Source organism: Gordonia oryzae (assembly GCF_003797185.1).
Classification (GTDB): Bacteria; Actinomycetota; Actinomycetes; order Mycobacteriales; family Mycobacteriaceae; genus Gordonia; species Gordonia oryzae.
In genome coordinates, this window is sequence record NZ_RKMH01000005.1 from 236,921 (window position 1) to 261,967 (window position 25,047).

20 protein-coding genes and 1 pseudogene are annotated in these 25,047 nt (G+C 64.8%); 15 read left to right on the forward strand and 6 right to left on the reverse strand.

Annotation, left to right across the window (positions count from 1 at the left end):
* The first annotated feature begins 83 nt into the window (after positions 1–83).
* The 7 genes from EF294_RS08465 to EF294_RS08500 all read left to right on the forward strand — a co-directional run bounded on the left by EF294_RS08465 (position 84) and on the right by EF294_RS08500 (position 9,006).
* Complete coding sequence (locus EF294_RS08465) at positions 84–1,310, forward strand: branched-chain amino acid ABC transporter substrate-binding protein (RefSeq protein WP_123928147.1); 1,227 nt, start codon at positions 84–86, stop codon at positions 1,308–1,310.
* An 88-nt stretch (positions 1,311–1,398) separates the two neighbouring features.
* The gene (locus EF294_RS08470; protein ID WP_123928150.1) at positions 1,399–2,445 is read left to right on the forward strand and encodes a branched-chain amino acid ABC transporter permease; all 1,047 of its coding nucleotides are present in this window, start codon (positions 1,399–1,401) and stop codon (positions 2,443–2,445) included.
* Positions 2,442–3,647 carry a branched-chain amino acid ABC transporter permease gene (locus tag EF294_RS08475; RefSeq protein WP_123928152.1) on the forward strand — a complete coding sequence of 402 codons (1,206 nt, stop codon included), beginning with the start codon at positions 2,442–2,444 and terminating at the stop codon, positions 3,645–3,647. The genes EF294_RS08470 and EF294_RS08475 overlap by 4 nt, the downstream gene beginning before the upstream one ends.
* Positions 3,644–4,621, forward strand: a complete 978-nt coding sequence (locus EF294_RS08480) for an ABC transporter ATP-binding protein (RefSeq protein ID WP_123928155.1) — start codon at positions 3,644–3,646, stop codon at positions 4,619–4,621. The genes EF294_RS08475 and EF294_RS08480 overlap by 4 nt, the downstream gene beginning before the upstream one ends.
* Before the next feature lie 49 nt (positions 4,622–4,670).
* Entirely contained in the window at positions 4,671–5,414 is a 744-nt protein-coding gene (locus tag EF294_RS08485) for an ABC transporter ATP-binding protein (protein ID WP_123928158.1), read from the forward strand.
* Between the two features lie 290 nt (positions 5,415–5,704).
* Positions 5,705–8,446 (forward strand): DNA polymerase I, encoded by a 2,742-nt coding sequence (gene polA, locus EF294_RS08495; protein ID WP_123928330.1) that lies wholly within the window; start codon positions 5,705–5,707, stop codon positions 8,444–8,446.
* A 65-nt stretch (positions 8,447–8,511) separates the two neighbouring features.
* The gene (locus EF294_RS08500) at positions 8,512–9,006 is read left to right on the forward strand and encodes an SPOR domain-containing protein (RefSeq protein ID WP_246007756.1); all 495 of its coding nucleotides are present in this window, start codon (positions 8,512–8,514) and stop codon (positions 9,004–9,006) included.
* A 10-nt stretch (positions 9,007–9,016) separates the two neighbouring features.
* On the opposite strand, the gene EF294_RS08505 is transcribed toward EF294_RS08500, so the two are convergent.
* The 3 genes from EF294_RS08505 to EF294_RS08515 are packed head-to-tail and all read right to left on the reverse strand — an operon-like array spanning position 9,017 to position 12,807.
* The gene (locus tag EF294_RS08505; RefSeq protein WP_123928163.1) at positions 9,017–9,637 is read right to left on the reverse strand and encodes a TetR/AcrR family transcriptional regulator C-terminal domain-containing protein; all 621 of its coding nucleotides are present in this window, start codon (positions 9,635–9,637) and stop codon (positions 9,017–9,019) included.
* A 35-nt stretch (positions 9,638–9,672) separates the two neighbouring features.
* Positions 9,673–11,268, reverse strand: coding sequence for an amidohydrolase (locus tag EF294_RS08510; RefSeq protein ID WP_123928166.1), 1,596 nt, complete (start codon positions 11,266–11,268; stop codon positions 9,673–9,675).
* A gap of 21 nt (positions 11,269–11,289) precedes the next feature.
* Positions 11,290–12,807 (reverse strand): APC family permease, encoded by a 1,518-nt coding sequence (locus EF294_RS08515; RefSeq protein ID WP_123928170.1) that lies wholly within the window; start codon positions 12,805–12,807, stop codon positions 11,290–11,292.
* A 155-nt stretch (positions 12,808–12,962) separates the two neighbouring features.
* Between EF294_RS08515 and EF294_RS22845 the strand changes: the two are divergent.
* The 4 genes and pseudogenes from EF294_RS22845 (at position 12,963) to EF294_RS08535 (ending at position 16,858) form a co-directional block, all read left to right on the forward strand.
* Positions 12,963–14,060, forward strand: a pseudogene (locus EF294_RS22845) (isocitrate/isopropylmalate dehydrogenase family protein).
* Positions 14,061–14,185: 125 nt separating this feature from the next.
* On the forward strand, positions 14,186–15,118 hold the full coding sequence (locus EF294_RS08525) for an ABC transporter substrate-binding protein (RefSeq protein ID WP_185090993.1): 933 nt from the start codon (positions 14,186–14,188) through the stop codon (positions 15,116–15,118).
* A gap of 2 nt (positions 15,119–15,120) precedes the next feature.
* A complete protein-coding gene (locus EF294_RS08530) occupies positions 15,121–16,089 on the forward strand; it encodes an amino acid ABC transporter permease (RefSeq protein WP_185090994.1) in 969 nt (322 codons plus the stop codon).
* Positions 16,076–16,858: an amino acid ABC transporter ATP-binding protein gene (locus EF294_RS08535; RefSeq protein ID WP_281275991.1), complete on the forward strand. Its 783-nt coding sequence runs from the start codon at positions 16,076–16,078 to the stop codon at positions 16,856–16,858. Before EF294_RS08530 ends, EF294_RS08535 begins: the two co-directional genes overlap by 14 nt.
* Positions 16,859–17,072: 214 nt before the next feature.
* Here the strand turns inward: EF294_RS08535 and EF294_RS08540 are convergent, their stop codons facing one another.
* Positions 17,073–17,921 carry a class I SAM-dependent methyltransferase gene (locus tag EF294_RS08540; protein WP_123928180.1) on the reverse strand — a complete coding sequence of 283 codons (849 nt, stop codon included), beginning with the start codon at positions 17,919–17,921 and terminating at the stop codon, positions 17,073–17,075.
* Positions 17,922–17,968: 47 nt separating this feature from the next.
* The gene (locus EF294_RS08545; RefSeq protein WP_123928183.1) at positions 17,969–18,523 is read right to left on the reverse strand and encodes a 2'-5' RNA ligase family protein; all 555 of its coding nucleotides are present in this window, start codon (positions 18,521–18,523) and stop codon (positions 17,969–17,971) included.
* A 271-nt stretch (positions 18,524–18,794) separates the two neighbouring features.
* Between EF294_RS08545 and rpsA the strand changes: the two genes are divergently transcribed.
* From rpsA to EF294_RS22000, 3 genes are all read left to right on the forward strand, one after another.
* Positions 18,795–20,270, forward strand: coding sequence for a 30S ribosomal protein S1 (gene rpsA / locus EF294_RS08550; protein WP_123928186.1), 1,476 nt, complete (start codon positions 18,795–18,797; stop codon positions 20,268–20,270).
* A 400-nt stretch (positions 20,271–20,670) separates the two neighbouring features.
* Complete coding sequence (gene coaE / locus EF294_RS08560; protein WP_185090995.1) at positions 20,671–21,576, forward strand: dephospho-CoA kinase; 906 nt, start codon at positions 20,671–20,673, stop codon at positions 21,574–21,576.
* 352 nt (positions 21,577–21,928) lie between these two features.
* Entirely contained in the window at positions 21,929–22,165 is a 237-nt protein-coding gene (locus EF294_RS22000) for a hypothetical protein (RefSeq protein ID WP_246007757.1), read from the forward strand.
* Positions 22,166–22,172: 7 nt separating this feature from the next.
* On the opposite strand, the gene EF294_RS08570 is transcribed toward EF294_RS22000, so the two are convergent.
* Positions 22,173–22,724, reverse strand: a complete 552-nt coding sequence (locus EF294_RS08570; RefSeq protein ID WP_123928189.1) for a ribonuclease FAU-1 family protein — start codon at positions 22,722–22,724, stop codon at positions 22,173–22,175.
* Between the two features lie 76 nt (positions 22,725–22,800).
* Here EF294_RS08570 and uvrB point away from each other — a divergent pair, with 76 nt between their 5' ends.
* Positions 22,801–24,963 carry an excinuclease ABC subunit UvrB gene (uvrB, locus tag EF294_RS08575; protein WP_123928192.1) on the forward strand — a complete coding sequence of 721 codons (2,163 nt, stop codon included), beginning with the start codon at positions 22,801–22,803 and terminating at the stop codon, positions 24,961–24,963.
* Positions 24,964–25,047: the final 84 nt, after the last annotated feature.

Here is a 25,047-nt window from a genome sequence, read left to right on the forward strand (position 1 = left end):
CGGTCGTCGGGTCTATGTTCCTCTCAGGGTCTACGGGGTAGATCTCCCGGCGACGCCGGGTGGGCGGATGAGAGGCAACAAGTATGCGACGTCGAATGGCGACCGCAGCGATCGCGGTGACACTGACTGGAATCCTCGCAGTCTCAGCGTGTAGTAACAAGTCCACTGATTCTGGGTCCGGTGCGAGTGGCTCGTCGGCAAGTAATTCGGGTTTGACGATTTCGGCTCTCAACCAGATCAATACCCAGGGTAAAGAGGTTCCGCCGGCCGCGGAGTCGGCGGCCCTGAACCCGGCCCAGCCCGGCGGCGCCAAGTGCGATCCGTCGACCATCGCCATGGCCGGAGCCCTCACCGGCTCCAACGCGGCACTCGGTATCAACATCGTCAACGGTGCGCAGCTCGCCGTCGATCAGCACAACAAGGCGAATCCCGACTGCAAGATCACCTTGAAGCGCTTCGACACCGAGGGAGACCCGCAGAAGGCCACCCAGGTCGCCCCGCAGATCACCAACGACAACTCGATCATCGGTTTGATCGGTCCGGCGTTCTCGGGTGAGACCAAGGCCACCGGCAGCATCTTCAATCAGGCCGGTCTGGTGTCGGTCACCGCCTCGGCCACCAATGCCGCGCTGACACGGAACGGCTGGAAGACCTTCTTCCGCGGGCTGGCCAATGACGACTCTCAGGGTGCGGCGGTCGGCAAGTATCTGACCAACTCGCTGGGCAAGAAGAAGGTCTGTGTCATCGAGGACGACAGCGCCTACGGTGTCGGCCTGGCCGCGGTGGTGACCAAGTCACTCGGCTCGGCTGCCGATTCGAACTGCTCGGGCAAGGTCAAGACCGGTGAGCGCGACTTCTCCGCGATCATCTCAAAGGTGACCAACGCCAGTCCCGACGCCGTGTTCTACGCCGGGTACTACGCCGAGGCAGCGCCGTTGGCTCAGCAGCTGAAGTCGGCCGCACCCAATGTGACCTTCGCGTCCGGTGATGGCACGAACGATCCGCAATTTGTTGCCCAGGCCGGAGATTCGGCCAAGGGTGCCTACCTGTCGTGCCCGTGTGGTCCGGCGCCGGCAACGCTGGCCAAGGAGTACCAGGCGGCGTTCAACCAGGCCTCCGGCGTCTACTCGGTGCAGGCCTACGACATCGCCTCGATCATGATGAAGGGCATCGAAAAGGGCAACACCACCCGATCGAAGTTGCTGGAGTTCATCCGGACCTACAAGGGTCAGGGTCTGGCCGGCCCGTACTCGTGGACACCGGACGGCGAGCTCTCCTCGTCCCTGATCTGGGTCTACCAGGTCAAGTAAGTCCTACACATCCGGTGCGCCCGGCCACCGTCCGGTGGTCCGGGCGCACCGCGTGTTGCTGCTCTCATCCGGCTGAAGGGGAGGAAACGTGAGCACACTCTTCGCGGCGGCCCAGACGACCACCGACGTGGCGTCGACCATCGGCTTCGACGTCCACTCGCTCGTCGACGGTTTCTGGGGTCTGACCATCGAGGGATTGACCTATGGATCGGTGTATGCGCTTGTCGCAGTGGGTTACACACTGGTCTACGGCGTGTTGAGATTGATCAACTTCGCGCATTCCGAGGTGTTCATGCTTGGCATGTTCGGCACCTATATCGGCCTGCTCATCATGCGTTTTAGTCCGTCGGGCAACGTCTACGCCGAGGGCACGCTGATGACCGTGGTGTATCTCGCGCTAGCGGGACTGTGCGGCATGGTCGTGGCCGGCGGTGCCGCCGTCGGATTGGAGTTCGTCGCCTATCGACCACTTCGACGCCGCAACGCCAAACCACTGGCGTTCCTCATCACCGCCATCGGCATGTCGTTCGTGCTCCAGGAGTTCGTGCACTACGTGCTACCCAAGGTGCCGGTGGACCCGCCGCTCGGGGGCTCCAGCGCGCAGCCGACGATCCAGCTGGTCCAGGCCGTCGAGGAGTTCACCATCTTCGGTGCGCCGGTCACCAACCTCACGATGGTGATCATCCTGTCGGCGATCGCGTTGGCGCTCGGCACTGATTTCATGATCAACAAGACGCGGTTGGGACGCGGTATCCGGTCGGTGGCCCAGGACCCGGACGCGGCCCTGCTCATGGGGGTCTCGCGGGAGCGAATCATTCTGGTCACCTTCTTGATCGGCGGCCTGCTCGCCGGCGCCGCGGCACTGCTCTACACCCTGCGTGTGCCGAACGGAATCATCTTCAACGGCGGATTCATCTTGGGCATCAAAGCGTTCTGCGCGGCGGTGCTCGGTGGCATCGGCAACGTGCGCGGCGCGCTTCTCGGCGGGCTGCTGCTCGGGGTGATGGAGAACTACGGATCGGTGGTCCTCGGCAACCAGTGGAAAGACGTGGTGGCCTTCGCCTTGCTGATCCTGGTGCTCATGTTCCGTCCGACGGGCATCCTGGGAGAGAAGCTCGGAAAGGCCAGGGTATGACGACTGCACCGACATCGCTCACGTCGCCCGAACGCCATGGGCTGGGTGACGCCATCCGAACCTGGTGGGAAGGCCTCCCGCGGGTCATGCAGTGGCTCGTCGGGGTTCCATTGATCATCCTGATCGCCCTCCTTCCCGTCATCAATCCACCGCTGATCACCACGACTGCCACCAACTTCGGGGTGGTGATGGCGACCTTCGCGATGACCGCCCTGATCGCGGTCGGTCTCAACGTGGTGGTCGGGCAGACCGGTCTCCTCGACCTCGGATACGTCGGGTTCTACGCCGTCGGCGCTTACGTCGTCGCGCTGATGACCAGCCCGTCGAGTCCGTTGTGGGGCAGCACCGACCACGGGTTCTTCTCCGGTCCGTGGGCGTGGCTGGCGTGTGTGCCGCTCGCGATCATCATCACTGGGATCACCGGTGTCATCCTGGGCACGCCGACGCTGCGCGTGCGTGGCGACTACCTCGCGATCGTGACCCTCGGTTTCGGTGAGATCGTGCGGTTGCTCGCCGACAACCTCACCGACGTCACCAACGGTGCGACCGGCTTGCAGAGCGTGCTCTACCCGGAGATCGGCCGGTCCGCCGACAGCTCCGGTGGTGTGTTCTCCACTGCCAACAACACCTCTTCCCTGAACTACGGCGTGTGGTGGTATTGGCTTGGCATCGTTGCGGTGATCATCGTGCTCATCGTCATCGGTAACCTCGAACGCAGCAGGGTCGGTCGCTCCTGGGTGGCCATCCGCGAGGACGAGGATGCTGCCGAGATCATGGGTGTGCCGACCTTCAAATACAAACTGTGGGCGTTCGTCATCGGAGCCGGGATCGGTGGTCTGTCCGGGGCGTTCTACGCCGGGCAGGTGCAGTACGTCGACCCCACGGCATTCACCGTCATCAACTCGATGCTGTTCCTGTGTGCGGTGGTCCTCGGCGGACAGGGCAACAAGCTCGGCGTGATCGCCGGTGCATTCATCATCATCTACCTACCCGCCCGCGTGCAGGGCATCTCGGTGGGTGGAGAAGCATTGAGCGAGTACAAGTATCTGTTCTTCGGGGTTGCCCTCGTGGTGCTGATGATCTTCCGTCCACAGGGGCTCTTTCCGGCACGCGCCCGGCTGATCACGTTTGGACGCCAGGTGTACACCGCGATCCGACGCACCCCCAAACCGGCGCCGTCGACCGAGGAGGCCGCCGCATGAGTCACCGCATGCCCGACGAGCCGAGCCCGGCATCCGGTGCGCCGGACCTCACCAAGCAGATCGCCGAGGTGCGCGCAGATCCCGAGGCGACCACCCTGGTCAATCCGACTCAGATCGACCCGGATCTGACTGATCCCGTGGCGGTAGCCGAAGCCGTTGCACCGCAACGCGACATCGCGGTCGACAAGGGTGAAACCCTACTCAAGGTGGAGGGCCTGACCGTCGAATTCGGCGGCTTGGCCGCCCTCGACGACGTCAGTTTCGAGATCCGCCGCGGCGAGATCCTCGGCCTCATCGGACCGAACGGTGCGGGTAAGACGACCTGCTTCAACGCGATCACCGGGGTGTATCGACCCACCCGTGGCACGGTCACCTTCGACAATGCGCCGTTGGGAAAGCTCAAGCAGCACAAGATCACCCGTCGAGGGATAGCCCGCACCTTCCAGAACGTCCGGCTCTGGGGAGAGATGACCGCGCTGGAGAATGTCTGCGTGGGCACCGATGCGCGCCACAAGACCTCGGTGTTCGGCGGCATCCTGCGGACACCCCGGCACTACCGGGAAGAGCGTGACGCGGTGGATCGCGGGATGGCGCTGCTGGAGTTCGTCGGGATCGGTCCACGCGCGGCGGAAAAGGCATCCAACCTTCCCTACGGCGATCAGCGTCGACTCGAGATCGCGCGAGCACTGGCCACCGAACCGAAACTCTTGTGCCTTGACGAACCCGCCGCAGGCTTCAACCCCAGCGAGAAGACCGCACTGATGGGCCTGATCCAGAAGATCCGACAGGACGGGTACACGATCCTGCTCATCGAGCACGACATGCGACTGGTCATGGGCGTCACCGACCGGATCGTGGTGCTCGAGTTCGGCCGCAAGATCGCCGAAGGGTCACCCAAAGACGTCCGCGACAATCCGGCGGTGATCGCCGCCTACCTGGGGGTACCCGATGACCAAATCGACGAACATGTCTGAGCCGTTCGAATTTGCAGCGAGAGGTGCACCACGAGAGTCGGGGCAGTCGGTGTCCGGGAAATCGGTGTCGGTACCGCCGGTTCTCGAACTCACCGACGTCGTCATCCACTATGGACGTGTCCAGGCGCTGCACGGCATCTCGTTGCGGGTCGAGGCGGGTGAACTCGTGACGCTGCTCGGCGCCAACGGTGCGGGCAAGTCGACGACGATGCGTGGGATCTCCGGACTGAACAAGCTGACACAGGGTGACATTCGCTTCAACGGAGAGTCGATCACCCGCCTCGCACCACACGAGCGGGTCAAACGCGGCATCATCCAGGTTCCGGAGGGACGGCGTATCTTCCCGGGGATGACGGTCCTCGAGAACCTCGACATGGGTTGCTACGGGCGGAAATTCGAGAACAAGACGGCCTACAACGAGGCCCTGGAGCATGTGTTCGAGGTGTTTCCGCGGCTTGGTGAACGCCGAAAGCAATTCGGCGGAACGATGTCCGGTGGTGAGCAGCAGATGCTGGCCATCGGGCGCGCGCTGATGGCGCGGCCCAAGCTGCTGCTGCTGGACGAACCGTCGATGGGGCTGGCGCCCATGGTGATCCAACAAATCTTCCGGATCATCGGACAGATCAACAGTGAGGGCACGACGATCCTGCTGGTCGAACAGAACGCGCAGCAGGCACTGAGCCGATCCGACCGCGGCTACATCCTCGAAACCGGATTGATCACCAAGGAGGGGGCAGGCAAGGATCTGCTCGTCGACGACGCCGTGCGCGAGGCCTACCTCGGCGTTGCCTGAGCCCGATTCGCCTCGGCCCGCACGGAGAGTCGGGACATGACCGACACGACGGTTGTTTCCACCCGCGATCTCGATGTGACCAGTGAGCTTCTGGCGCACGAGTTCATCGACGATCCGGTCACGCGCTGGATAGAGAGTGGATCCGCGTGGCGACGTGCAGATGTTCTGCACCCTGGTCCGGTGGACGCCACCCAGCGATGTGGGAGCCGGACCTCGCGGTACGTGCCGCAGGGCCGGGCGGGGTCGCGGGCGGCGAAGGTCTGTCAGGGGTCGCCACTAGACTCGTCCGGGTGAGTCCCGCGAAGAGTTCGACCGCCACCCGAGGCAAGACCAAGGCCGGCACCCAGCCGACGCTGATGCTTCTCGACGGGCATTCCCTGGCCTACCGGGCGTTCTTCGCGCTGCCGGCCGAGAACTTCAAGACCGAGACCGGTCAGCACACCAATGCGGTGTACGGCTTCACCTCGATGCTCATCAACCTGTTACGCGACGAGGAGCCGACCCACATTGCCGCGGCGTTCGACGTCTCCCGGAAAACCTTCCGCTCGGAGATGTACCCGGAGTACAAGGCGCAGCGGTCGAAGTCGCCCGACGAGTTCAACGGCCAGGTCGATGTCACCAAGGAAGTGCTCGATGCGCTAGGGATCGGTGTGTTCGCCATCGACGGCTACGAGGCCGATGACATCATCGCCACGCTCGCCACCCAGGCCGAGGCACAGGGCTTCAAGGTCCTCGTCGTCACCGGCGACCGCGACTCGCTGCAGCTGGTCGACGACGCGGTGACCGTCCTCTACCCGCGCAAGGGTGTCTCCGACCTGACCCGCTTCACCCCGGAAGAGGTCGAGAAGAAGTACGGGCTGACGCCATCGCAGTACCCCGATTACGCTGCGCTACGCGGGGATCCGAGTGACAATCTCCCGGGTATCCCGGGTGTGGGGGAGAAGACGGCATCGAAGTGGATTCGGGAATACGGTTCACTGGCCTCCCTCGTTGATCACGTGGATCAGATCAAGGGCAAGGTCGGCGACGCCTTGCGGGCCAATCTCGCGTCGGTGCAGACCAATCGTCAACTCACCGAACTCATCCGAGACATGGCACTGCCGGCTGGGCCCGACGACCTGGCCCGGGTCGGCTGGGATCGTGACCGCATCCACCAGTTGTTCGACGATCTCGAGTTCCGAGTGCTGCGGGATCGGTTGTTCTCCACGCTCAGCTCGGTCGAGCCGGAGGCAGAAGCGGGCTTCGATCTCGACGGTTCGGTGCTGGCGGCTGGACAGATCGTCGGCTGGCTCGACGATCACGCACGCACCGGACGCACCGGGCTGACCGTGACCGCGCCACACACGGTTGTGGGTGCCGACATCAGCGGGATCGCTCTGGCCGCAGCAGACGGAGTGTCGGCGTATGTCGACATCACCCAGCTCGACCCGGCCGACGAGAAGGCACTCGGGGGCTGGCTGGCCGACCCCGACACGCCCAAAGCCCTGCACGAAACCAAATGGGCGATCCACGCGCTGCGCTCGCGCGGTTGGAGGCTGCGCGGCGTCACCAGCGACACCGCGCTGGCCGCCTATCTGGTGCGCCCCGGCCAACGCTCGTTCAACCTCGACGATTTGGCTTTGCGCTATCTGCGTCGAGAGCTTCGCGCCGACGACGGTGCAGGCAACGATCAGCTCTCGCTGCTCGACGAGGACGGTGGGTCGGCCCAACAGGCCGAACAGCACATGCTCGAGGCGCGTGCAGTCGCCGAACTCGCCGACACCCTTGACACCGAACTCGATCGCATCGATTCGCGGCCCCTGTTGACCGAAATGGAACTGCCGCTGCTGTTTGTCCTGTCGGATCTGGAGGCCGCAGGGATCGCGGTCGACGTCGATCACTTCGCCACCCTGGAGGAAGGTTTCTCCGAACGCATCCGCGCCGCCGCGGAAGCGGCCTACGAGGTCATTGGAGAACAGATCAATCTCGGGTCGCCCAAACAGCTACAGACGGTGCTGTTCGACAAACTCGAGATGCCCAAGACCAAGAAGACCAAAACCGGCTACACCACCGACGCCGATGCCTTGCAGATGCTGTACGAGAAGACCGAGCATCCGTTCCTCGCGCATCTACTCGAGCATCGTGATGCCACCCGGCTGAAGGTCACCGTCGACGGGCTGCTGAAATCCGTCGCCGACGATGGCCGGATCCACACGACCTTCAATCAGACCGTCGCGGCCACTGGACGACTGTCGTCGACCGAACCGAACCTGCAGAACATCCCTGTGCGCACCGAGGCCGGCCGCGAGATCCGTCATGGCTTCATCGTCGGCCGCGCCGAGGACGGGACGCCGTTCGACCATCTGATGACCGCCGACTACAGCCAGATCGAGATGCGCATCATGGCGCACCTGTCCGAGGACGCGGGGCTGATCGAGGCGTTCAATACCGGCGAGGATCTCCACAACTTCGTCGGGTCCCGCGCGTTCGGTGTGCCGATCGACGAGGTGACCACCGAAATGCGCCACCGCGTGAAGGCCATGTCGTACGGACTGGCCTACGGGCTCAGTGCTTTCGGGCTCGCAGCGCAGTTGCGGATCAGTCGCGATGAGGCCAAGGAACAGATGGAGGCATACTTCGCCCGGTTCGGTGGGGTGCGTGACTACCTGCACAACGTCGTCGCCGAGGCGCGCCGAAACGAATACACAGCAACATTGTTCGGTCGCCGACGCTATCTCCCCGATCTGAACAGCGACAACTGGCAGCGCCGCCAGGCAGCCGAACGCATGGCGCTCAACGCACCCATCCAGGGCACTGCCGCCGACATCATCAAGGTCGCGATGATCAACGTTCACCAGCGGCTCACCGCCGAGAAGTTGGGCTCGCGGATGTTGCTGCAGGTGCACGACGAACTCGTCATCGAGGTCGCCGCCGGCGAGCGCGATCAGGTCGAGACCGTTGTCCGCGAAGAGATGGGCAACGCCATCACGCTGTCGGTGCCGTTGGAGGTATCGGTCGGCTATGGCCGGTCGTGGGATGACGCCGCCCACTGAGGATCACCCTCCGACGATCCTGAGCAACCGACGATGCCGAGTGGCCCATGTATGACGACCGACGCTTGACCCGACCGCCGTGGGTGGTCCCGGTCGTGGTGGGTTGTGTCGTCGGTCTGATCATCGTCGCGGCGGTCATCGTGGGACTCACACTGTCTGGGGGTCCATGGAATACGGGTTCGAGTACGGCCGCAGACTCCACGGCGGCCCCGACGGTCGTCGTCACTGAGACGACGACCGAGTCGGCCACGCCCACCGAGACCACCACCGGCGACAACACACAGGAGAACAGCGACCCGAGCGACACGCCGACCCCATCGCTTCCGGTTCCACCGGTCGCCGACACCGTTTGGTACGCACAGTTCGGTGCGTTCGGCAGCTACCGGCGGGCCGAACAAGCCCGCGACAACCACTACGGCTCGTTGATCCTGCCCGGTGAGATGCTCGGATCGGGCAGTCGCTACGTGGTGGCGCGTCCTGCCGAATCGCGCGCTGACGCCGAAGACGTCTGCGCGCACTTCGACTCCGGAACATGCGTGGTCAAGCAACGCGTCGAGTGACGGGGGTGGGTCAACGCGTCTCCAGAAGCAGCCGACGTTCGAGCGTGTCGAGTAGCAGGCCGAGCCCGAATTCGAAGGCCGCATCGGCGCGTTCGCGACCGCTCGGGGCGGCGGCGACCGCCCGGGCGAGCGAACTGTCGTCGGCAAGGGACGCGACCGACCAGACCGTCGCCGGTGCTGCGGCGTCGAGCGCCGAGCCGAGCGCGAAGGTGTCGAGGAGCGTGATGAGGTGCAGGATCTCCGGGTCGGCGAATCCGGCCGCGAAGAGGCACTGCGCGAGGTGGTCGTAGCTGTTCAAGATCGCCGGAGCCTCGACGGTCTGCCCGGTGAGCGCACGCACCAGCGCCGGATGCGCTTCGAATGCGTCCCGGTAACTCCGCAACCACGTCGTGACCGCCGCCCGCCAGCCGCCGGACCAGTCAACGTCGTCCGCCATTGCCACCGCGATGGTGGCGCGTACCAGCTCGAGTACCTCTTCGCGTCCGGAGACGTGGTGGTAGAGCGAGGAGACCGCCACGCCCAGCCGTTTGGCCAGCCCCGGCATGGTGAAGGTCTCTTTCGCATCGAGCTCGGCGAGCGCGGCACGAGCGATCGAGTCGCGGTCGAGGAGCGGCGAGGTCGGTCGGGGCACGACGTCAGCCTAGGCCATGACCCCGCGCTTACCGATCACGCTCGGAACACGAAACTGCCGTCGACCATCGTCGCAACGACAGGAGCGTCGGCCAGTTCGTCGGGTGGGGCGGTCAACGGGTCGACGGTGAACACGGTGAAGTCGGCGCGGGCACCGACTCCGATCCAGCCGGCATCGGCGGATCCTTGGGCGCGGGCAGCGTGCGAGGTGTACCCCTCCAAGGCCATCGAGGCGGTCAGCCCTTGCTCCGGGCACACCGGGATCTCGTCGAGATGACCTGCGCGACGGCGTAACTGCGCGTCGGCAAGGATCTTGCGTGGGTCGAACGGTGCCACCGGCCAGTCCGATCCGAGCGCCAACAGTGCTCCTGAGTCGCGGATGTCGCGGGTGCGGAACGCGCGATTCGCGCGCTCGGTACCGAGCCGGACCGACCAGTTGTCGCTCTGATCGCCACGCGTATAGAGGGTGCAGTGGTTGGGCTGCATGCTCGCGACGACGCCGGTCGCGGCGAACCGCGCCACGAGATCGTCGGGCAGAGTTTCGATGTGCTCGATCCGATGCCGGACGCCGGTGGGTGGCGCCGGGGTGTCGGCGAGAGTGTCGAGGGCATATCGGATGCCCGCATCGCCGATCGCATGGGTCACCGTCGGTACCCCACGCGCGGCGAGATAGCGGACGGCTTCGCGATACTCAGCCGGATCGGGCCACAGCGATGCGGTCGATTCGCCGTGTGTGTCGGCATGTTCGAGCCATGCGGTCCCGCCGTCGATGGTGCCGTCGATCATGAACTTCACCCCGTCGACCCGCCAACGCCGCCCGCCGCGCCTCTGCAACTCGACGATGTGGTCGAGCTGTGCGCGGTCGGTGCCGGGCATACAGAACGGCGCGAACCGCAACCGGATCGGTAGATCTCCCGAGTTCTCCAAGCCGGCGACGAGATCGCCGCTGTCCGCCTCGAAGTCCATGGCGTTACCCGAGGTGATCCCGGACCGCGCCATGGCGGTCAGCGACTCGTGCAGTCGCCGACGACGAGTAGTCGCCGGTTCGTTCGGTAGGGCGCGCTCGACGAGCTCGATGGCTTCGAGCTCGAGCAGGTGTCCGGAGGGGATCCCGTCAGTGCACACGATCTCAGCGTTGCCCGCGAAGGGGCGTGGTCCGTTCACCCCAGCCGCGTGCAACGCGGCCGGACTCGCGAGCGCCGAGTGCGCGTCGAAGAGATAGATGAACACGGGAACATCGTCACCAAGTGCCTCGACGATCGGTGCATGGGTGATCGGCCGGCCGCCAAAGACGTTGGGGTCGAGCCCCCAGCCGAGCACCCACGCGTCGCGGCGGGGTGCGGCGCGTAACGCGACGACGAGTTCGTCGAGATTCCTCACCGACGAAAGGTCGTGTCCGGCAGTCATCTTCAAGCCCAGTACCGGATGAATGTGTCCGTCGATGAGTCCGGGCGTCAGGGTTGCGTCACCGAGATCGATGATGTCGGTGGCGCCACCGATCTCGGTCTTGATCGAGCGCGCATCGCCGATGGCGGTGACTCGGCCGTCCCGGACGGCGATCGCCTCGACGGGTGCGCCGGAGCGCAGGGTGTGGATGGTGCGGGCGAGCAGGACGGTGTCTGCCGAGCTCATTCGGTGATCTCCTCGTTCTGTTCAGCGTTCGGTATCGGCATGCGGGTCGTCGTACAGCCCGCCGATACGTTCGAAGATTTGTGGTCGGCGGAGCCGGAAGTATTGGGCTACCGCGATCCCTGCGAGCAACACGGCGCCGACGAGGCCGACCAGCCAGGTATTGGTGGTGGAGTCGGCATTGGTGAGCAGCTTGATCTTCGAGATCAGGACCGCCAGCGCCACACCGAGTACCACGATGCTGACGATTCCGGCGATGACGGCGACCCCTTCGACTCGCACGAGGCGCTTGCGCGCGAAATAGGCCACCGCGGCGATCGCGGTGATCAATTGTAGCGCAATGATTCCGAGTACTCCGGGGGTGTTCACCAGGAGCAGGAGACGGTAGTAGGGGTCGGCGCCGGCGATGGCGAAGGCGCCCACGACGACCGCGGCGATGACGGTTTGCAGTGCACCGGCGCGCGCCGGTGACCGGAACACCGGGTGTGTGCGGTCGAGATAGGCGGGCAGCACGCCATCGCGCGCCAGTGAATATGTGTAGCGGGTGATCGCATTGTGGAAAGCGATCTGTGAGGCCAAAGCACTGGTCACGATGAGTATCGACATGACGTCGGTGGCCCACGTTCCGACGTACTGGGTCATCGCGGAGAAGAACAGTCCCGCAATGTCGTTGGTGGCCGCGGCCTGGACCTCGCGGGCGCCGAAGGCCTGCACCATCGACCAGACGATGAAGCAATACGCGATGGCCATGAAGCCGACCGCCCAGTATGTCGCCCGGGGAATGGTCCGGTCGGGGTTGCGCGCCTCCGAGCGGTAGAGCGCGGTGGACTCGAATCCCATGAACGCGGCGAAGGCGAAGGCGAGGGCGGCACCCATGCCGGGAGCGAACACCGCGGACGGATGGAAGGAGTCGAGGCCGATCCCGTGGGCGCCGCCCTGCGCCAGCACGGCGAACGACAATATCAGCAGGATCCCGGTTTCCAGGGAGAGCAGCACCCCGAGGAACTTCGCCCCCACGTCTATTCCGCGCCGACCGACGTACCAGACGATCACGATCGCGGCGAGTGCGAGATAGGGCCACCCTATGGTGATGCCGAACAGGCGGGTGATCGCGTCCTGGGTCTGGATGGCCATCAAGCCGTAGACGCCGATCTGCAGGGCGTTGTAGGCGACGACGGCCAACAGCCCGCAACCGAGTCCCACGGACCGGCCGAGGCCGAGCGTGATGTAGGAGTAGAACGCTCCCTTTCCGCCGGTTGCCCTGGTCATCGCCATGAAGGCCACCGCGAAGATCGCGAATGCGGCACCGGCAACCAAGTAGGCGACCGGCGCCCCGGCCCCGCCGATGGACAATGCCAAGGGGGCGACGCCTGCCATCACGGTCAGTGGTGCGGCGGCCGCGATCACCATGAAGGCGATGGCGGGAGCGCCGAGCGCATTTTGTTTCAGGCCGATTCCGGGTGGTGGTGGACTGTCGGTGCCCTCGGGGCGCGCTGGCTCGGGCGGAGTGGCATTCGATGGGGTCGCCGGTTGTCGGGTCATGGGAGTGCTCTTTTCGCAAGCTGTGAGATCAGCAGAGGTTTAAACGAATCCGATTCGGTTATGAGAATGAGGCACGTCACACCCGGTGTCAACAGCAGGCGTGGTCGGGTTCGCGCGGCATGTTCGAGGTCGGTTCAGTCGATACGCTCGGGCCGATGAACACAACGAGGACGCGACGACGCATCGGTGTCATGGACGGCGACGGAATCGGGCCGGAGATCGTGCCCGTGGCGAGGGAGGTCGTCTCCGCGGCGGGCGCGCTCGTCGGCATTGAATTCGATTGGGTGTCACTGCCACTCGGGGTGTCGGCGATCAAGACACACGGGCGTCCGGTTCGGCGAGGAGACACTCGAGGCGCTCGAAGGTCTCGACATCTGGGTCCTGGGCCCACATGACTCGGCGGGCTACCCGGCGCACTTCGCCGCAGACCTCACCCCCGGTGACATCATTCGCAAGAGATTCGGTCTCTACGCAAACCTGCGACCCGTGCCGGGCGATCCCCGGTGTCGGCGCACTCGCGCCGGACCTCGACGTCGTCATCGTCCGGGAGATCTCCGAAGGCTTCTACGCCGACCGAAATATGGCGGTCGGCTCGGGTGAATTTCATGCCCACCCCTGACGTCGCGCTCGCCGTGGGGGTGATCTCGCGTGCGGCGACCGAACGGATCGCGCATCAGGCGTGCCGTCTCGCGGGTGAACGCTCGGGTCGGCTCACCATCGTGCACAAGGCGAATGTGCTGCGATTAACCACCGGGCTCTTCCGGGACGTGTGTCGGGAGGTCGCCGAGCAGTATCCGGGACTCGTGGTGGACGACAAACACGTCGACGCCATGGCAGCCCTGCTGGTTCGCCGGCCTGGCGATTTCGACGTCGTCGTGACCGAGAACCTGTTCGGCGACATCCTGTCCGATTTCGCGGGTGAACTCGCCGGATCGTTGGGCACCGCGGGCTCGGTCAACTGCTCCGACACGGTCGTGATGGCGCAGGCCTCGCACGGCGCTGCCCCCGACATCGCCGGACGCGGAGTGGCCGATCCGATCGCGATCATCGACTCTGCCGCGATGTCGTTGCGATGGTGGGGAACCCGGCACGACGACGCTCGGATGCTCGCGGCCGCCACGGCGATCGACACCGCTGTCGGCGACAGTGTCGCCGCCGGTGCCCGGACTCCGGATCTCGGCGGCACGGCCACGACCGCCGATGTCGGTCGCGCCGTGGTCGATCATCTGAGTCGGCAAGGCCGAACCGGTTAATCTCTCGTAACCAACCGGTGAAAGCAGCTCCGAGCAAGTAAGTTCAGACGGCGGGGGACAGCCCTGTCTTCTGATCGGCCGACCTGCCCCGGAGAGTGATTCCGAGGCGCGAAGGGATAGTTGTGATGCGCGATCTCCGATCGTTCGGCAGCCTACGACGTCTGCCCGGGATCTTCATGGTGCTCGTGGGCGTGATTGCCCTTGTGGTGGCGGGCTGCTCGAACGATGACTCGTCGACCGGTGCCGGCGGTAACTCGGCTATCCAGCCGACAACCGTCGATGTTGCCAAGCAATCCGATATCGCGGCACTGTTGCCGGCGGGAATCCGGGAGTCCGGACAGTTGATCGTCGGTGTCAATGTGCCGTATGCGCCCAATGAGTTCAAGGACAGCAGCGGTCAGATCATCGGCTTCGATGTGGATCTGATGAATGCGATCGGCAAGGCCCTCGGCCTCACCCCCGTGTATAAGGAAGCCGATTTCGACAAGATCATCCCGTCGATCCAGGCGGGCACCTTCAACATCGGTATGTCCTCGTTTACCGACAACAAGGAGCGCGAAGCACAGGTCGACTTCGTGAACTACTTCAGCGCCGGCATCCAGTGGGCGCAGCAGGCCGGTGGAAACATCGACCCGAACAACGCCTGTGGCAAGAAGGTTGCGGTGCAGTCGACGACCGTCGAGGACACCGACGAGGTCCCGGCGAAGAGCAAGGCGTGCACCGACGCCGGTAAGCCCGCCATCCAGATCCAGAAGTACACCGATCAGTCGGAGGCGACCAATGCCCTCGTCCTCGGACGTGTCGACGCGATGTCGGCCGACTCCCCGGTGACCGCCTACGCGATCAAGCAGGCCGGTGGAAAAATCGTGGCCGCCGGACCGGTGTTCGATTCGGCGCCCTACGGTTACCCGATCGCCAAGGGATCCTCACTCGTGCAAGCGGTTCAGAAGGCCGTCCAGTACCTCATCGACAACGGCCAGTACAAGGCGATCGCGGAGCACTGGGGCGTCGAGGCGGGAGTCATTCCGACCGCTACCGTCAACGGCGCGACCAGCTGACGGTGACCGCTCCGACGACTGGCCCGATCGGTGCCGGCCCGGACGACTCGTCCGAGCCGGCGCCGATCAAGGCGGTACCCCTCAGACACCCCGGGCAGTGGATCGCCGCGGCGATCGTGCTCATCCTCGTCTTCCTGTTCGTGTGGGGAGCGGCGACCAACCGCGCGTACGGCTGGGGGACCTACGCGAAGTACTTGTTCGACACCCGCATTCTCGAGGGTGTCGGGTACACCCTTGCGCTGACTGTGCTCGCGATGGTGATCGCTGTCGTCCTTGGCGTCCTCCTTGCGATCATGCGGCTGTCACCCAACGTGGTTCTGCGTTCGGTGTCGTGGGTTTACCTGTGGATCTTTCGAGGGACTCCGGTCTATGTCCAGCTGGTCTTCTGGGGTCTGTTCCCGTCGCTGTATAAGCAGATCGATCTCGGTATCCCGTTCACGGTCCAGTTCGCCCACCTCGACATCCAGTCCCTCAACGCGGCTTTCACCTTCGCGATGATCGGACTGGCGCTCAACGAATCGGCGTACATGGCCGAGATCGTGCGCGCCGGTATCTCCTCGGTGGGTGAGGGGCAAACCGAGGCGTCGGTGGCGCTGGGGATGTCGTGGACCCAGACGATGCGCCGGACGGTGTTGCCGCAGGCGATGCGGGTCATCATCCCGCCGACAGGCAACGAGGTGATCAGCATGCTGAAGACCACCAGCCTGGTGACCGCAGTTCCGTTCAGCCTTGAGCTCTACGGTGTCGCGCATGACATCTCGGGCGTCAACTTCCAGCCGATCCCGCTCCTGTTGGTCGCCTCGACCTGGTACCTCGCGGTCACCAGCGTGCTCATGGTCGGCCAGTTCTACCTTGAGCGCTACTACTCGCGAGGAGCGTCGCGACAGTTGACCGGTCGGCAATTGAAGGCGATGGCGGCTGCGCAGAACACGGTACTCGCCGTCGACGAGGAGAGTGATGAGCGCCGTTGAAACCACTGCGCCACCGATGGTTCGCGCCGATCGGGTGTGCAAGAGCTTCGGGACCCTGCAGGTACTCAAGGGAATCAGCCTCGAGGTCGCCAAGGGTGAGGTCCTCTGTCTGATCGGCCCATCGGGATCGGGGAAGTCGACGTTCTTGCGTTGTGTGAACCATCTCGAGGTGGTCAACGCCGGGCGGCTTTACGTCGACGGTGATCTGATTGGGTACCGCGAACGCGGCGACAAGCTCTATGAGATGAGCCCGAAGGATGCGGCCAAGCAGCGGCGCGACATCGGCATGGTATTCCAGCATTTCAACCTGTTCCCGCATCGCACCGTGTTGGAGAACGTGATTGAGGCACCGACACAGGTCAAGAAGCAGAAGAAGGACGCGGCACTTGCGCGTGCCCGCGAACTGCTCGACAGGGTGGGGCTCGCGGACAAGGCCGATACCTATCCGGCCCAGCTCTCCGGCGGGCAGCAACAACGAGTCGCCATCGCTCGTGCGCTCGCCATGGAACCCAAGCTGATGCTCTTCGACGAGCCGACCTCGGCGCTCGACCCCGAATTGGTCGGCGAGGTGCTCGGTGTCATGCGCGAGCTCGCGGCGTCCGGGATGACGATGGTGGTGGTCACCCACGAGATGGGGTTCGCGCGTGAGGTGGCCGACCAGCTGGTCTTCATGGACGGTGGTGTCGTCGTGGAAAAGGGTGATCCGCGTGAGGTTCTCGCAAATCCGCAGCACGAGAGGACCAAGAGCTTCCTGTCCAAACTCCTGTGAGTCGGTCGGCGGCTGTCGTCGGCGGCTATGACGAATACGGGCCCGACGCCACCGTAGAACCTGCCACGGCGCCGGCCCGTCTATTGCTCATACGCTGTCCCGAACCGGTGTCCCCGGTGTCGTGTTCATGACGCGATCGGGTCGTGGTCATCGAGAGCCGGTGCGCGGTGTTCCGGTTGGATCTCTTGTGACGCGGTCGGTGTGCTGCAAGAAGTCAGCTGTCCGGCTTGCGGCAACAGAAGATTGCGGTGCCCGGAAAGTATTGTCCCCGAAGCGGACTCCATTGACCCCAGACGCGTTCGAGGTCGTCGGGCCATTCCGGTTCCACGATGTCGTCGAGGATCAGACCGGCAGAACGGATCTCGCGAACCCGATCGCCGATCGTCCGATGATGCTCGACGTAGGTGATGGTGCCGTGGGCATCGACCTCGGAGTACGGGGTGCGATTGAAGTAGGGGATTGCGACGGTGAGTCCGTCGGGTCCGGGGTCGTCGGGGAACATCCAGCGCATCGGGTGATTGACGGAGAACACCCACCGGCCACCGGGCACGAGAACCCGTGCGGCCTCGGCCATCACACGCCCCGAATCGGCCACGAACGGCACCGCTCCGAATGACGAGAAGGCGATGTCGAAGGTGGCATCGGCGAAGGGGAGAGCCTCGGCCGTGGCCTGGACGAGAGGAACCGGGGTCTCGTCGAACCGATCTATCGCCGCCAGCCCGTACCCCAGCATGCGCCGCGAGAGATCGGTCGCCACGACGTCGGCGCCCTGCGCGGCAAGCCATCGTGAACACGGAGCCGATCCGCAACCGATTTCGAGTACGCTCTTCCCCTGCACCGCGCCTAACAGGTGTGCGTCGGACTCCCGAAGATTCTCCGGGCACCACACGAAATCGCCCCCGGGTGTGCCGGCGCCGAGGAAGTCGCCGTGCTCGGCGTGGTAGTCGGTGGTTTCGGCGTCCCACCAGGCGCGGTTGGCGCGAGCGCTGGTCGCCGAGTCGATCGGTCCGAGTTGGCGTGGTGCGGGTGCACCGTCATCGGGCACGGCGGGATCGTCGGTCACGTGCCGATGATACGAAGCGCGGCAGAACTGATGGCATTTGGCGACGTTCAGCAGCTCCGGCCGCTGATCACGTGTTCGACTTTCGCGTCGCCGTCCCATCGGCGCACCCCGGTGATCGTCGCGGTGTCGGCGGGGTGAACGGAGTCGAGTGTCTCCAGAGCACGCCCGATCTTGTCGAGTCCGATTCGCCGGGCCACGGTGAGGTGAGGGGTCCAGGAGCCTGGTCGGGTGTGGGCAAACAGCGACTCCTGCCCGTGGTTGTCGGCGGTGAGCGCAGCGCCTACGCGCACGATCGACGCGTGTACCGACAGCAGTTCGGCGCTGGGCACGATCAGCCGTGCGAGGACTCGTCGGGCCCCGTGACCGAACACGACCACGTCGCCCAGCGTGACGCGGATCGGCAACCGCATCGCGACTGTGCCCAGAGCTGCGTCGATGTCGGGGGAGATGCGGGCCGCGGCCATCGCGGTGATGTGGGGGCGATTGGTCGCCGAACCGTTGTCGGCTGCAGAGGGTAGGCCGGCGTCGCCCAACGTCGCCCATTGCTGGCGAATGTACTGGTCACAGGCTTCGTCGAGGAGGAATTCCACAGAGTGAGCCATCCGGTCATCTCCCGTCGTCTGTCCCCGCGGGGTCCGCGTGCCAACCGGCCGCGGGCGGCATTTGCCCAGCACAATGCGCCTGGAGTACGCTGACCTGCGCGCGTGTGTAGCACTCTCGCGCGTCCAGCATGCCCTCACCCGGGTGCCATCGCACGCGATGGCGCGTGGGCGCACCGAATCCGTGGCCGACACGATTTGAGGTTGCGCCGACACGGCTGAACTGAACCACGAACTGTACCTACTACCTACCTGTCCGGAGCAACTCACCAATATGCCGTCCTCCACCATCACCTCGCCGCAAGTAGCCGTCAACGACATCGGCTCGGCTGAGGACTTTCTCGCTGCCATCGACTCCACGATCAAGTACTTCAACGACGGTGACATCGTCGAGGGCACCATCGTCAAGGTCGACCGCGACGAGGTTCTGCTCGACATCGGTTACAAGACCGAAGGCGTGATTCCCTCACGCGAACTCTCGATCAAGCACGACGTGGACCCCAATGAGGTCGTCAACGTCGGTGACGAGGTTGAAGCACTCGTCCTCACCAAAGAGGACAAAGAAGGCCGGTTGATCCTGTCCAAGAAGCGTGCTCAGTACGAGCGCGCGTGGGGCACGATCGAGGAGCTCAAGGAGAAGGACGAGGCTGTCAAGGGCACCGTCATCGAGGTCGTCAAGGGCGGCCTGATCCTCGACATCGGTCTGCGTGGCTTCCTCCCGGCATCGCTGGTGGAGATGCGCCGCGTCCGCGATCTGCAGCCGTACATCGGCAAGGAGATCGAGGCAAAGATTATTGAGCTCGACAAGAACCGCAACAATGTGGTGCTCTCGCGCCGCGCCTGGCTGGAGCAGACCCAGTCCGAGGTGCGCAGCGAATTCCTGCACCAGCTACAGAAGGGGCAGGTCCGCAAGGGCGTCGTGTCCTCGATCGTCAACTTCGGTGCGTTCGTTGATCTCGGCGGCGTCGACGGTCTGGTTCACGTCTCCGAGCTGTCCTGGAAGCACATCGATCACCCGTCAGAGGTGGTCACCGTGGGCGACGAGGTCACCGTCGAGGTTCTCGACGTCGATCTGGACCGCGAGCGCGTGTCGCTGTCGCTCAAGGCGACTCAGGAAGACCCGTGGCGTCAGTTCGCACGCACCCATGCGATCGGCCAGATCGTCCCGGGCAAGGTCACCAAGCTGGTGCCGTTCGGTGCGTTCGTCCGCGTCGACGAGGGCATCGAGGGCCTGGTGCACATCTCCGAGCTCGCCGAGCGTCACGTCGAGGTCCCGGACCAGGTGGTCGCCGTCGGCGACGACGCGATGGTCAAGGTCATCGACATCGACCTGGAGCGTCGCCGGATCTCGCTGAGCCTCAAGCAGGCCAACGAGGACTACACCGAGGAATTCGACCCGTCGAAGTACGGCATGGCCGACAGCTACGACGAGCAGGGCAACTACATCTTCCCCGAAGGCTTCGACCCCGACACCAACGAATGGCTCGAGGGTTTCGAGAAGCAGCGTGAGGCATGGGAGGCGCGCTACGCCGAGGCGGAGCGTCGTCACAAGATGCACACCACGCAGATCGAGAAGTTCGCCGCTGCCGCGGCCGAGGCCGAGAAGGCCCCGACAGACTACTCGTCGGCGTCGGAGAGCCGTAGCAGCTCGTCGACCTCGTCCTCGTCGACCTCATCGTCGGGCGGCGGATCGCTGGCCAGCGATGAGCAGCTCGCAGCACTTCGCGAGAAGCTGTCGGGCAACGCCTGATCGCGGATCTGACAACCCTGATCTGAGCTGATACGAGAGTGCGGCCCTTCCCGGAAACGGGGAGTGGCCGCACTTTCGGTTTCTCGGGAATGGGCTTCCTCCGAGTGGGGCCTCATGTGCGTCTGGCTGGGGCGTGCCAACATCCCTCTCGTCACAAGACCGACAGTGACGCCGTGAATCGTGGCCTGGTCCGAACCCGACGAATGGCAGTCGCCGATGCCGAATCCGTGCATCCATGGTGACCGAGCCGATGTCGGCGAATACGCGGTAAGCCGTCGACCTTTCGACTGCGACGTTCGCGAGCACGGCGACGCTTTTGGTACAGACGATCGAGCTGACCGGCGTCTGCGGCGGACGGTCCGGATTACGGTCCCACGGTTGGGTTTGCCACACTGGGACCGTGATCCGAGTGGGGCTGACCGGCGGCATCGGGGCCGGAAAATCGACAGTGGCCAAGACGTTCGTCGAGCGCGGCGGTTTTCATGTCGACGCCGACAAGATCGCCCGGGAAGTCGTCGAACCGGGTACTCCGGGTCTCGCGCAGCTCGTTGAGGCGTTTGGCGAAGACATCCTTGTCGGTGACGGATCGCTGGACCGCGCCGCGCTCGCGGCGAAGGCGTTCGTGGACGACGAGAGTCGCTCCACCCTGAACTCGATCACCCACCCGCTGGTCGGGGCGCGCACCCAGGAGCTGCTGGAGGCTGCGCCCGACGACGCGATCGTGATCCAGGACATCCCATTGCTGGTCGAAAGCAACATGGCCCCGTTCTTCCATCTGGTCATCATCGTGCACGCCGATCCCGAGGAACGTGTGCGCCGGCTCGTCGAGCTGCGCGGAATGCCGGAATCCGATGCTCGTGCACGCATCGCCGCCCAAGCCGACGACGATCAGCGCCGGGCGGTCGCCGACGTCTGGCTCGACAACTCGGGCAGCCCGGAGGCGCTCGCGGCCGCCTCGGGGTGGGTGTGGGAGCGTCGACTCGTTCCGTTCGAGACCAATGTGCGTACCCGTACTCCGGCCGTGGTGGATGCCGAACTCCTTGCGGCCGAACCCAACTCCTCGACACTGCCCACGCGTATCACCAACCGGTTATGGGCCCTGGCGGGCGCGAACGCCACGACGATCGATGCCGCGGCACGCGGCAGTGTCCATCCGGAATTCGTGATCACCGCGCGCGACGCCGACGCGTCGAATGTACTCGCCGACGCGCTCGCGCCGGGGGGATTCGTATCGATCGGCGACAGCCGGTTCGGATCTGCCGACCCGGGTCGGCCTGCGGCGGTGAACGTCCGAACGGCCGAGTGAACCGGTCCTCGGCCGGTCGGAGCGTGGTGGCGCAACAATGTTGCGCGACAACAGAGATCTCGGTTGCCGAAAATGCCGGTTCCGCGACGTGGGATGCTCGCTGCGATCGGCCTCGGCGCAGGTGCCGCCGCTATCGCGGGCTGCGCCACGATACCCGAGGTGTCACCGGATGCACGCGCGCAGGCGACTCGTTGCCCTTCTCGGTGCTGACGGCCGGTCGCGTCGCGAAGGTCTGCGCACCTGGATCGGATTCCCGCTGCGGTCGGTGGAGGCGGCGCGAGCCGTCGGCCACTGCAGACGATCACCCCACTCGCCGCGCGGTTGGGCGTCGAGCCGGTCATCCGATTCACCCATGACGGTCTCAGCGGTGCGGGCAGCCTTCGTGCGTGGGCAGGCCGGGGTGACGCTGATCAGCTGGGGGTATTCCCGAATCCGTCGCCTGATCCAGGAATTCAGCCCGGTTTCCCCGAGCTCATGCGACTGGCCCGACGACCGGTTCGACAGGGTCTGGGTGCTCCGACCGAGCGAGACCGGCTGGGCACTCGACGAGGTGGCGCAGTTGCTCCTGCACGGTGATCGAGCGGTCTGAGGCGGACTCAGGGGCGATCGAGCCAGAACACGTGCCCGCCGACCTCGGCGTCAAGCCATGCGTCGACGTCATGGGCGTGTTCGGCGACCCCGGCGAGGGCTCGCGTGGCGATCCCCACGGCCGCGACGCAGCTGTCGGTGGGCAGCAACCCGGCGCGATGGGCGCAGAAGAGCTCGTCGACGTCGATCAGCTCCAAGGGGGTTCCGGGTACATCGACGAGATCGAGATACCAGTCCACGGCATGCCAGCGGCCCTCGCCGTCGGGGCCGTCGAATGCACCCACGTCCAGATAGAGTCGCTGACCCGTGCGGTGCCCTTCGGTGAAATGAAAGATGTTCGCACGGAGCCCGAGCGCCGGGAGGAGCCACGACTCGAGGTGATGGAACCGCGGATGGTCGGCGGTCCGTGACATGTACAACCCGAAATCGCTGACCTCGTACCGTTCGACAGGCCGCACGAACCCCTTGTTGTCGGTATTGGTCATCGCCGGCACGTCGAAGGTCTCGCGTTTGGGCGGATGGAGGCGCTCGTGAGACGGGAGATCGGCCGAGTCGGACATGCATCGACCCTAACCGTGCCCGCATCGCGCGATCGCATGGAACACACGTGTCGTAGGGCGCGTTTACCCTGGCGTCATGGCCTTTGCAGCAGAGCGACCGGTGATCGCGCATTCCGAGTACCGCCCGATCGGCGAGATGGAGCGCACCGAGGGCCACTTCGAGGTGGTCAGCGAGTACCAGCCCGCCGGTGACCAACCGGCAGCCATCGATGATCTGGAGAAGCGGATCGCCGCAGGCGAAAAGGACATCGTGCTGCTCGGTGCCACCGGAACCGGTAAATCGGCGACGACGGCCTGGCTCATCGAACGCGTCCAGCGTCCGACCCTGGTGATGGCGCCCAACAAGACACTCGCCGCGCAGCTGGCCAACGAGCTGCGCGAGATGCTCCCCAATAACGCCGTTGAGTACTTCGTCTCGTACTACGACTACTACCAACCCGAGGCGTACATCGCGCAGACCGACACCTACATCGAGAAGGACTCGTCGATCAACGACGACGTCGAACGTCTGCGACACTCGGCCACCTCGAACCTGCTGTCGCGCCGGGACGTGGTGGTGGTCGCGTCGGTCTCGTGTATCTACGGTCTCGGTACCCCCCAGTCCTACCTCGATCGGTCGGTGGAGATCGCCGTCGGCGACGAGATCGATCGGGACGCATTGCTGAGATTGCTCGTCGACGTGCAGTACGCACGCAACGACACCGCCTTCACCCGTGGTACCTTCCGCGTTCGCGGCGACACCGTGGAGATCATCCCTTCCTACGAAGAGCTTGCCGTACGGATCGAGTTCTTCGGCGACGAGGTCGAGTCGCTGTACTACCTGCACCCGCTCACCGGAGACGTTGTGCGGCAGGTGGATTCACTGCGAATCTTCCCGGCGACCCACTACGTCGCGGGACCGGACCGCATGGAGAGGGCGATGAAGAGCATCGAGGACGAGCTCGAGGAGCGCCTCTCTGAGCTGGAACGCAAGGGCAAACTCCTCGAAGCGCAGCGGCTCCGCATGCGCACCACCTACGACCTGGAGATGATGCGCCAGGTCGGGTTCTGCTCGGGCATCGAGAACTACTCGCGCCACATCGACGGCCGCGGCGCGGGTACCGCGCCGGCGACACTCATCGACTATTTCCCCGAGGATTTCCTCCTGGTGATCGATGAGTCCCACGTCACGGTCCCGCAAATCGGCGGCATGTACGAGGGTGACATGTCCCGTAAACGCAACCTCGTCGAATACGGGTTCCGGCTGCCGTCGGCAGTCGACAACCGCCCCCTGACCTGGGACGAGTTCGTCGACCGCATCGGACAGACCGTCTACCTGTCGGCGACTCCGGGTCCCTACGAGCTCGGCCAGTCCAACGGTGAGTTCGTCGAGCAGGTGATCCGACCAACCGGGTTGGTAGACCCGGAGATCGTGGTGAAACCGACCAAGGGCCAGATCGACGATCTGGTGCACGAGATCCGGGAACGCACCGACCGCGACGAGCGTGTACTGGTGACGACCCTGACCAAGAAGATGTCCGAGGACCTCACCGACTATCTGCTCGAACTCGGCATCCGCGTGCGGTACCTGCACTCCGAGGTCGACACCTTGCGGCGCGTCGAGTTGCTCCGGCAACTGCGGTCGGGTGACTTCGACGTCCTGGTGGGCATCAACCTCCTGCGCGAGGGACTCGACCTGCCCGAGGTATCGCTGGTGGCGATCCTCGACGCGGACAAAGAAGGATTTCTGCGCTCGACGACCTCGCTGATCCAGACCATCGGCCGTGCCGCGCGCAACGTCTCGGGGCAGGTCCACATGTACGCGGACAAGATCACCGATTCGATGCGCAACGCCATCGACGAGACCGAGCGCCGCCGGGCAAAACAGATCGCCTACAACAAAGAGCGCGGGATCGATCCGCAGCCGCTGCGCAAGAAGATCGCCGACATCCTCGATCAGGTGTACCGGGAAGCCGAGGACACCTCGGCGGTGGTGGTCGGATCGGGCCGCAGCGCCAGCCGTGGCCGACGTGCGCAGGGCGAGATGTCCGGTGCCAAGGTCGCCAGCGCCGGTGTGATCGAGAAGCGTGATGTCTCGGCGATGCCGAGAGCCGAACTGGCCGATCTGGTTTCGCAGCTGACCGACCAGATGATGGCTGCCGCACGCGACTTGCAGTTCGAACTCGCGGGCCGCCTGCGTGACGAGATCGCCGACCTGAAGAAGGAGTTGCGAGGGATGGACGCTGCCGGTATCAGGTAGCGTACCTGGGCGTGCCTTGCCCGATCGTGGGACAAATCGCCCCGCGGCGCACTAGCCTGCACACCCAGGGCTCCCTAAAGTGTG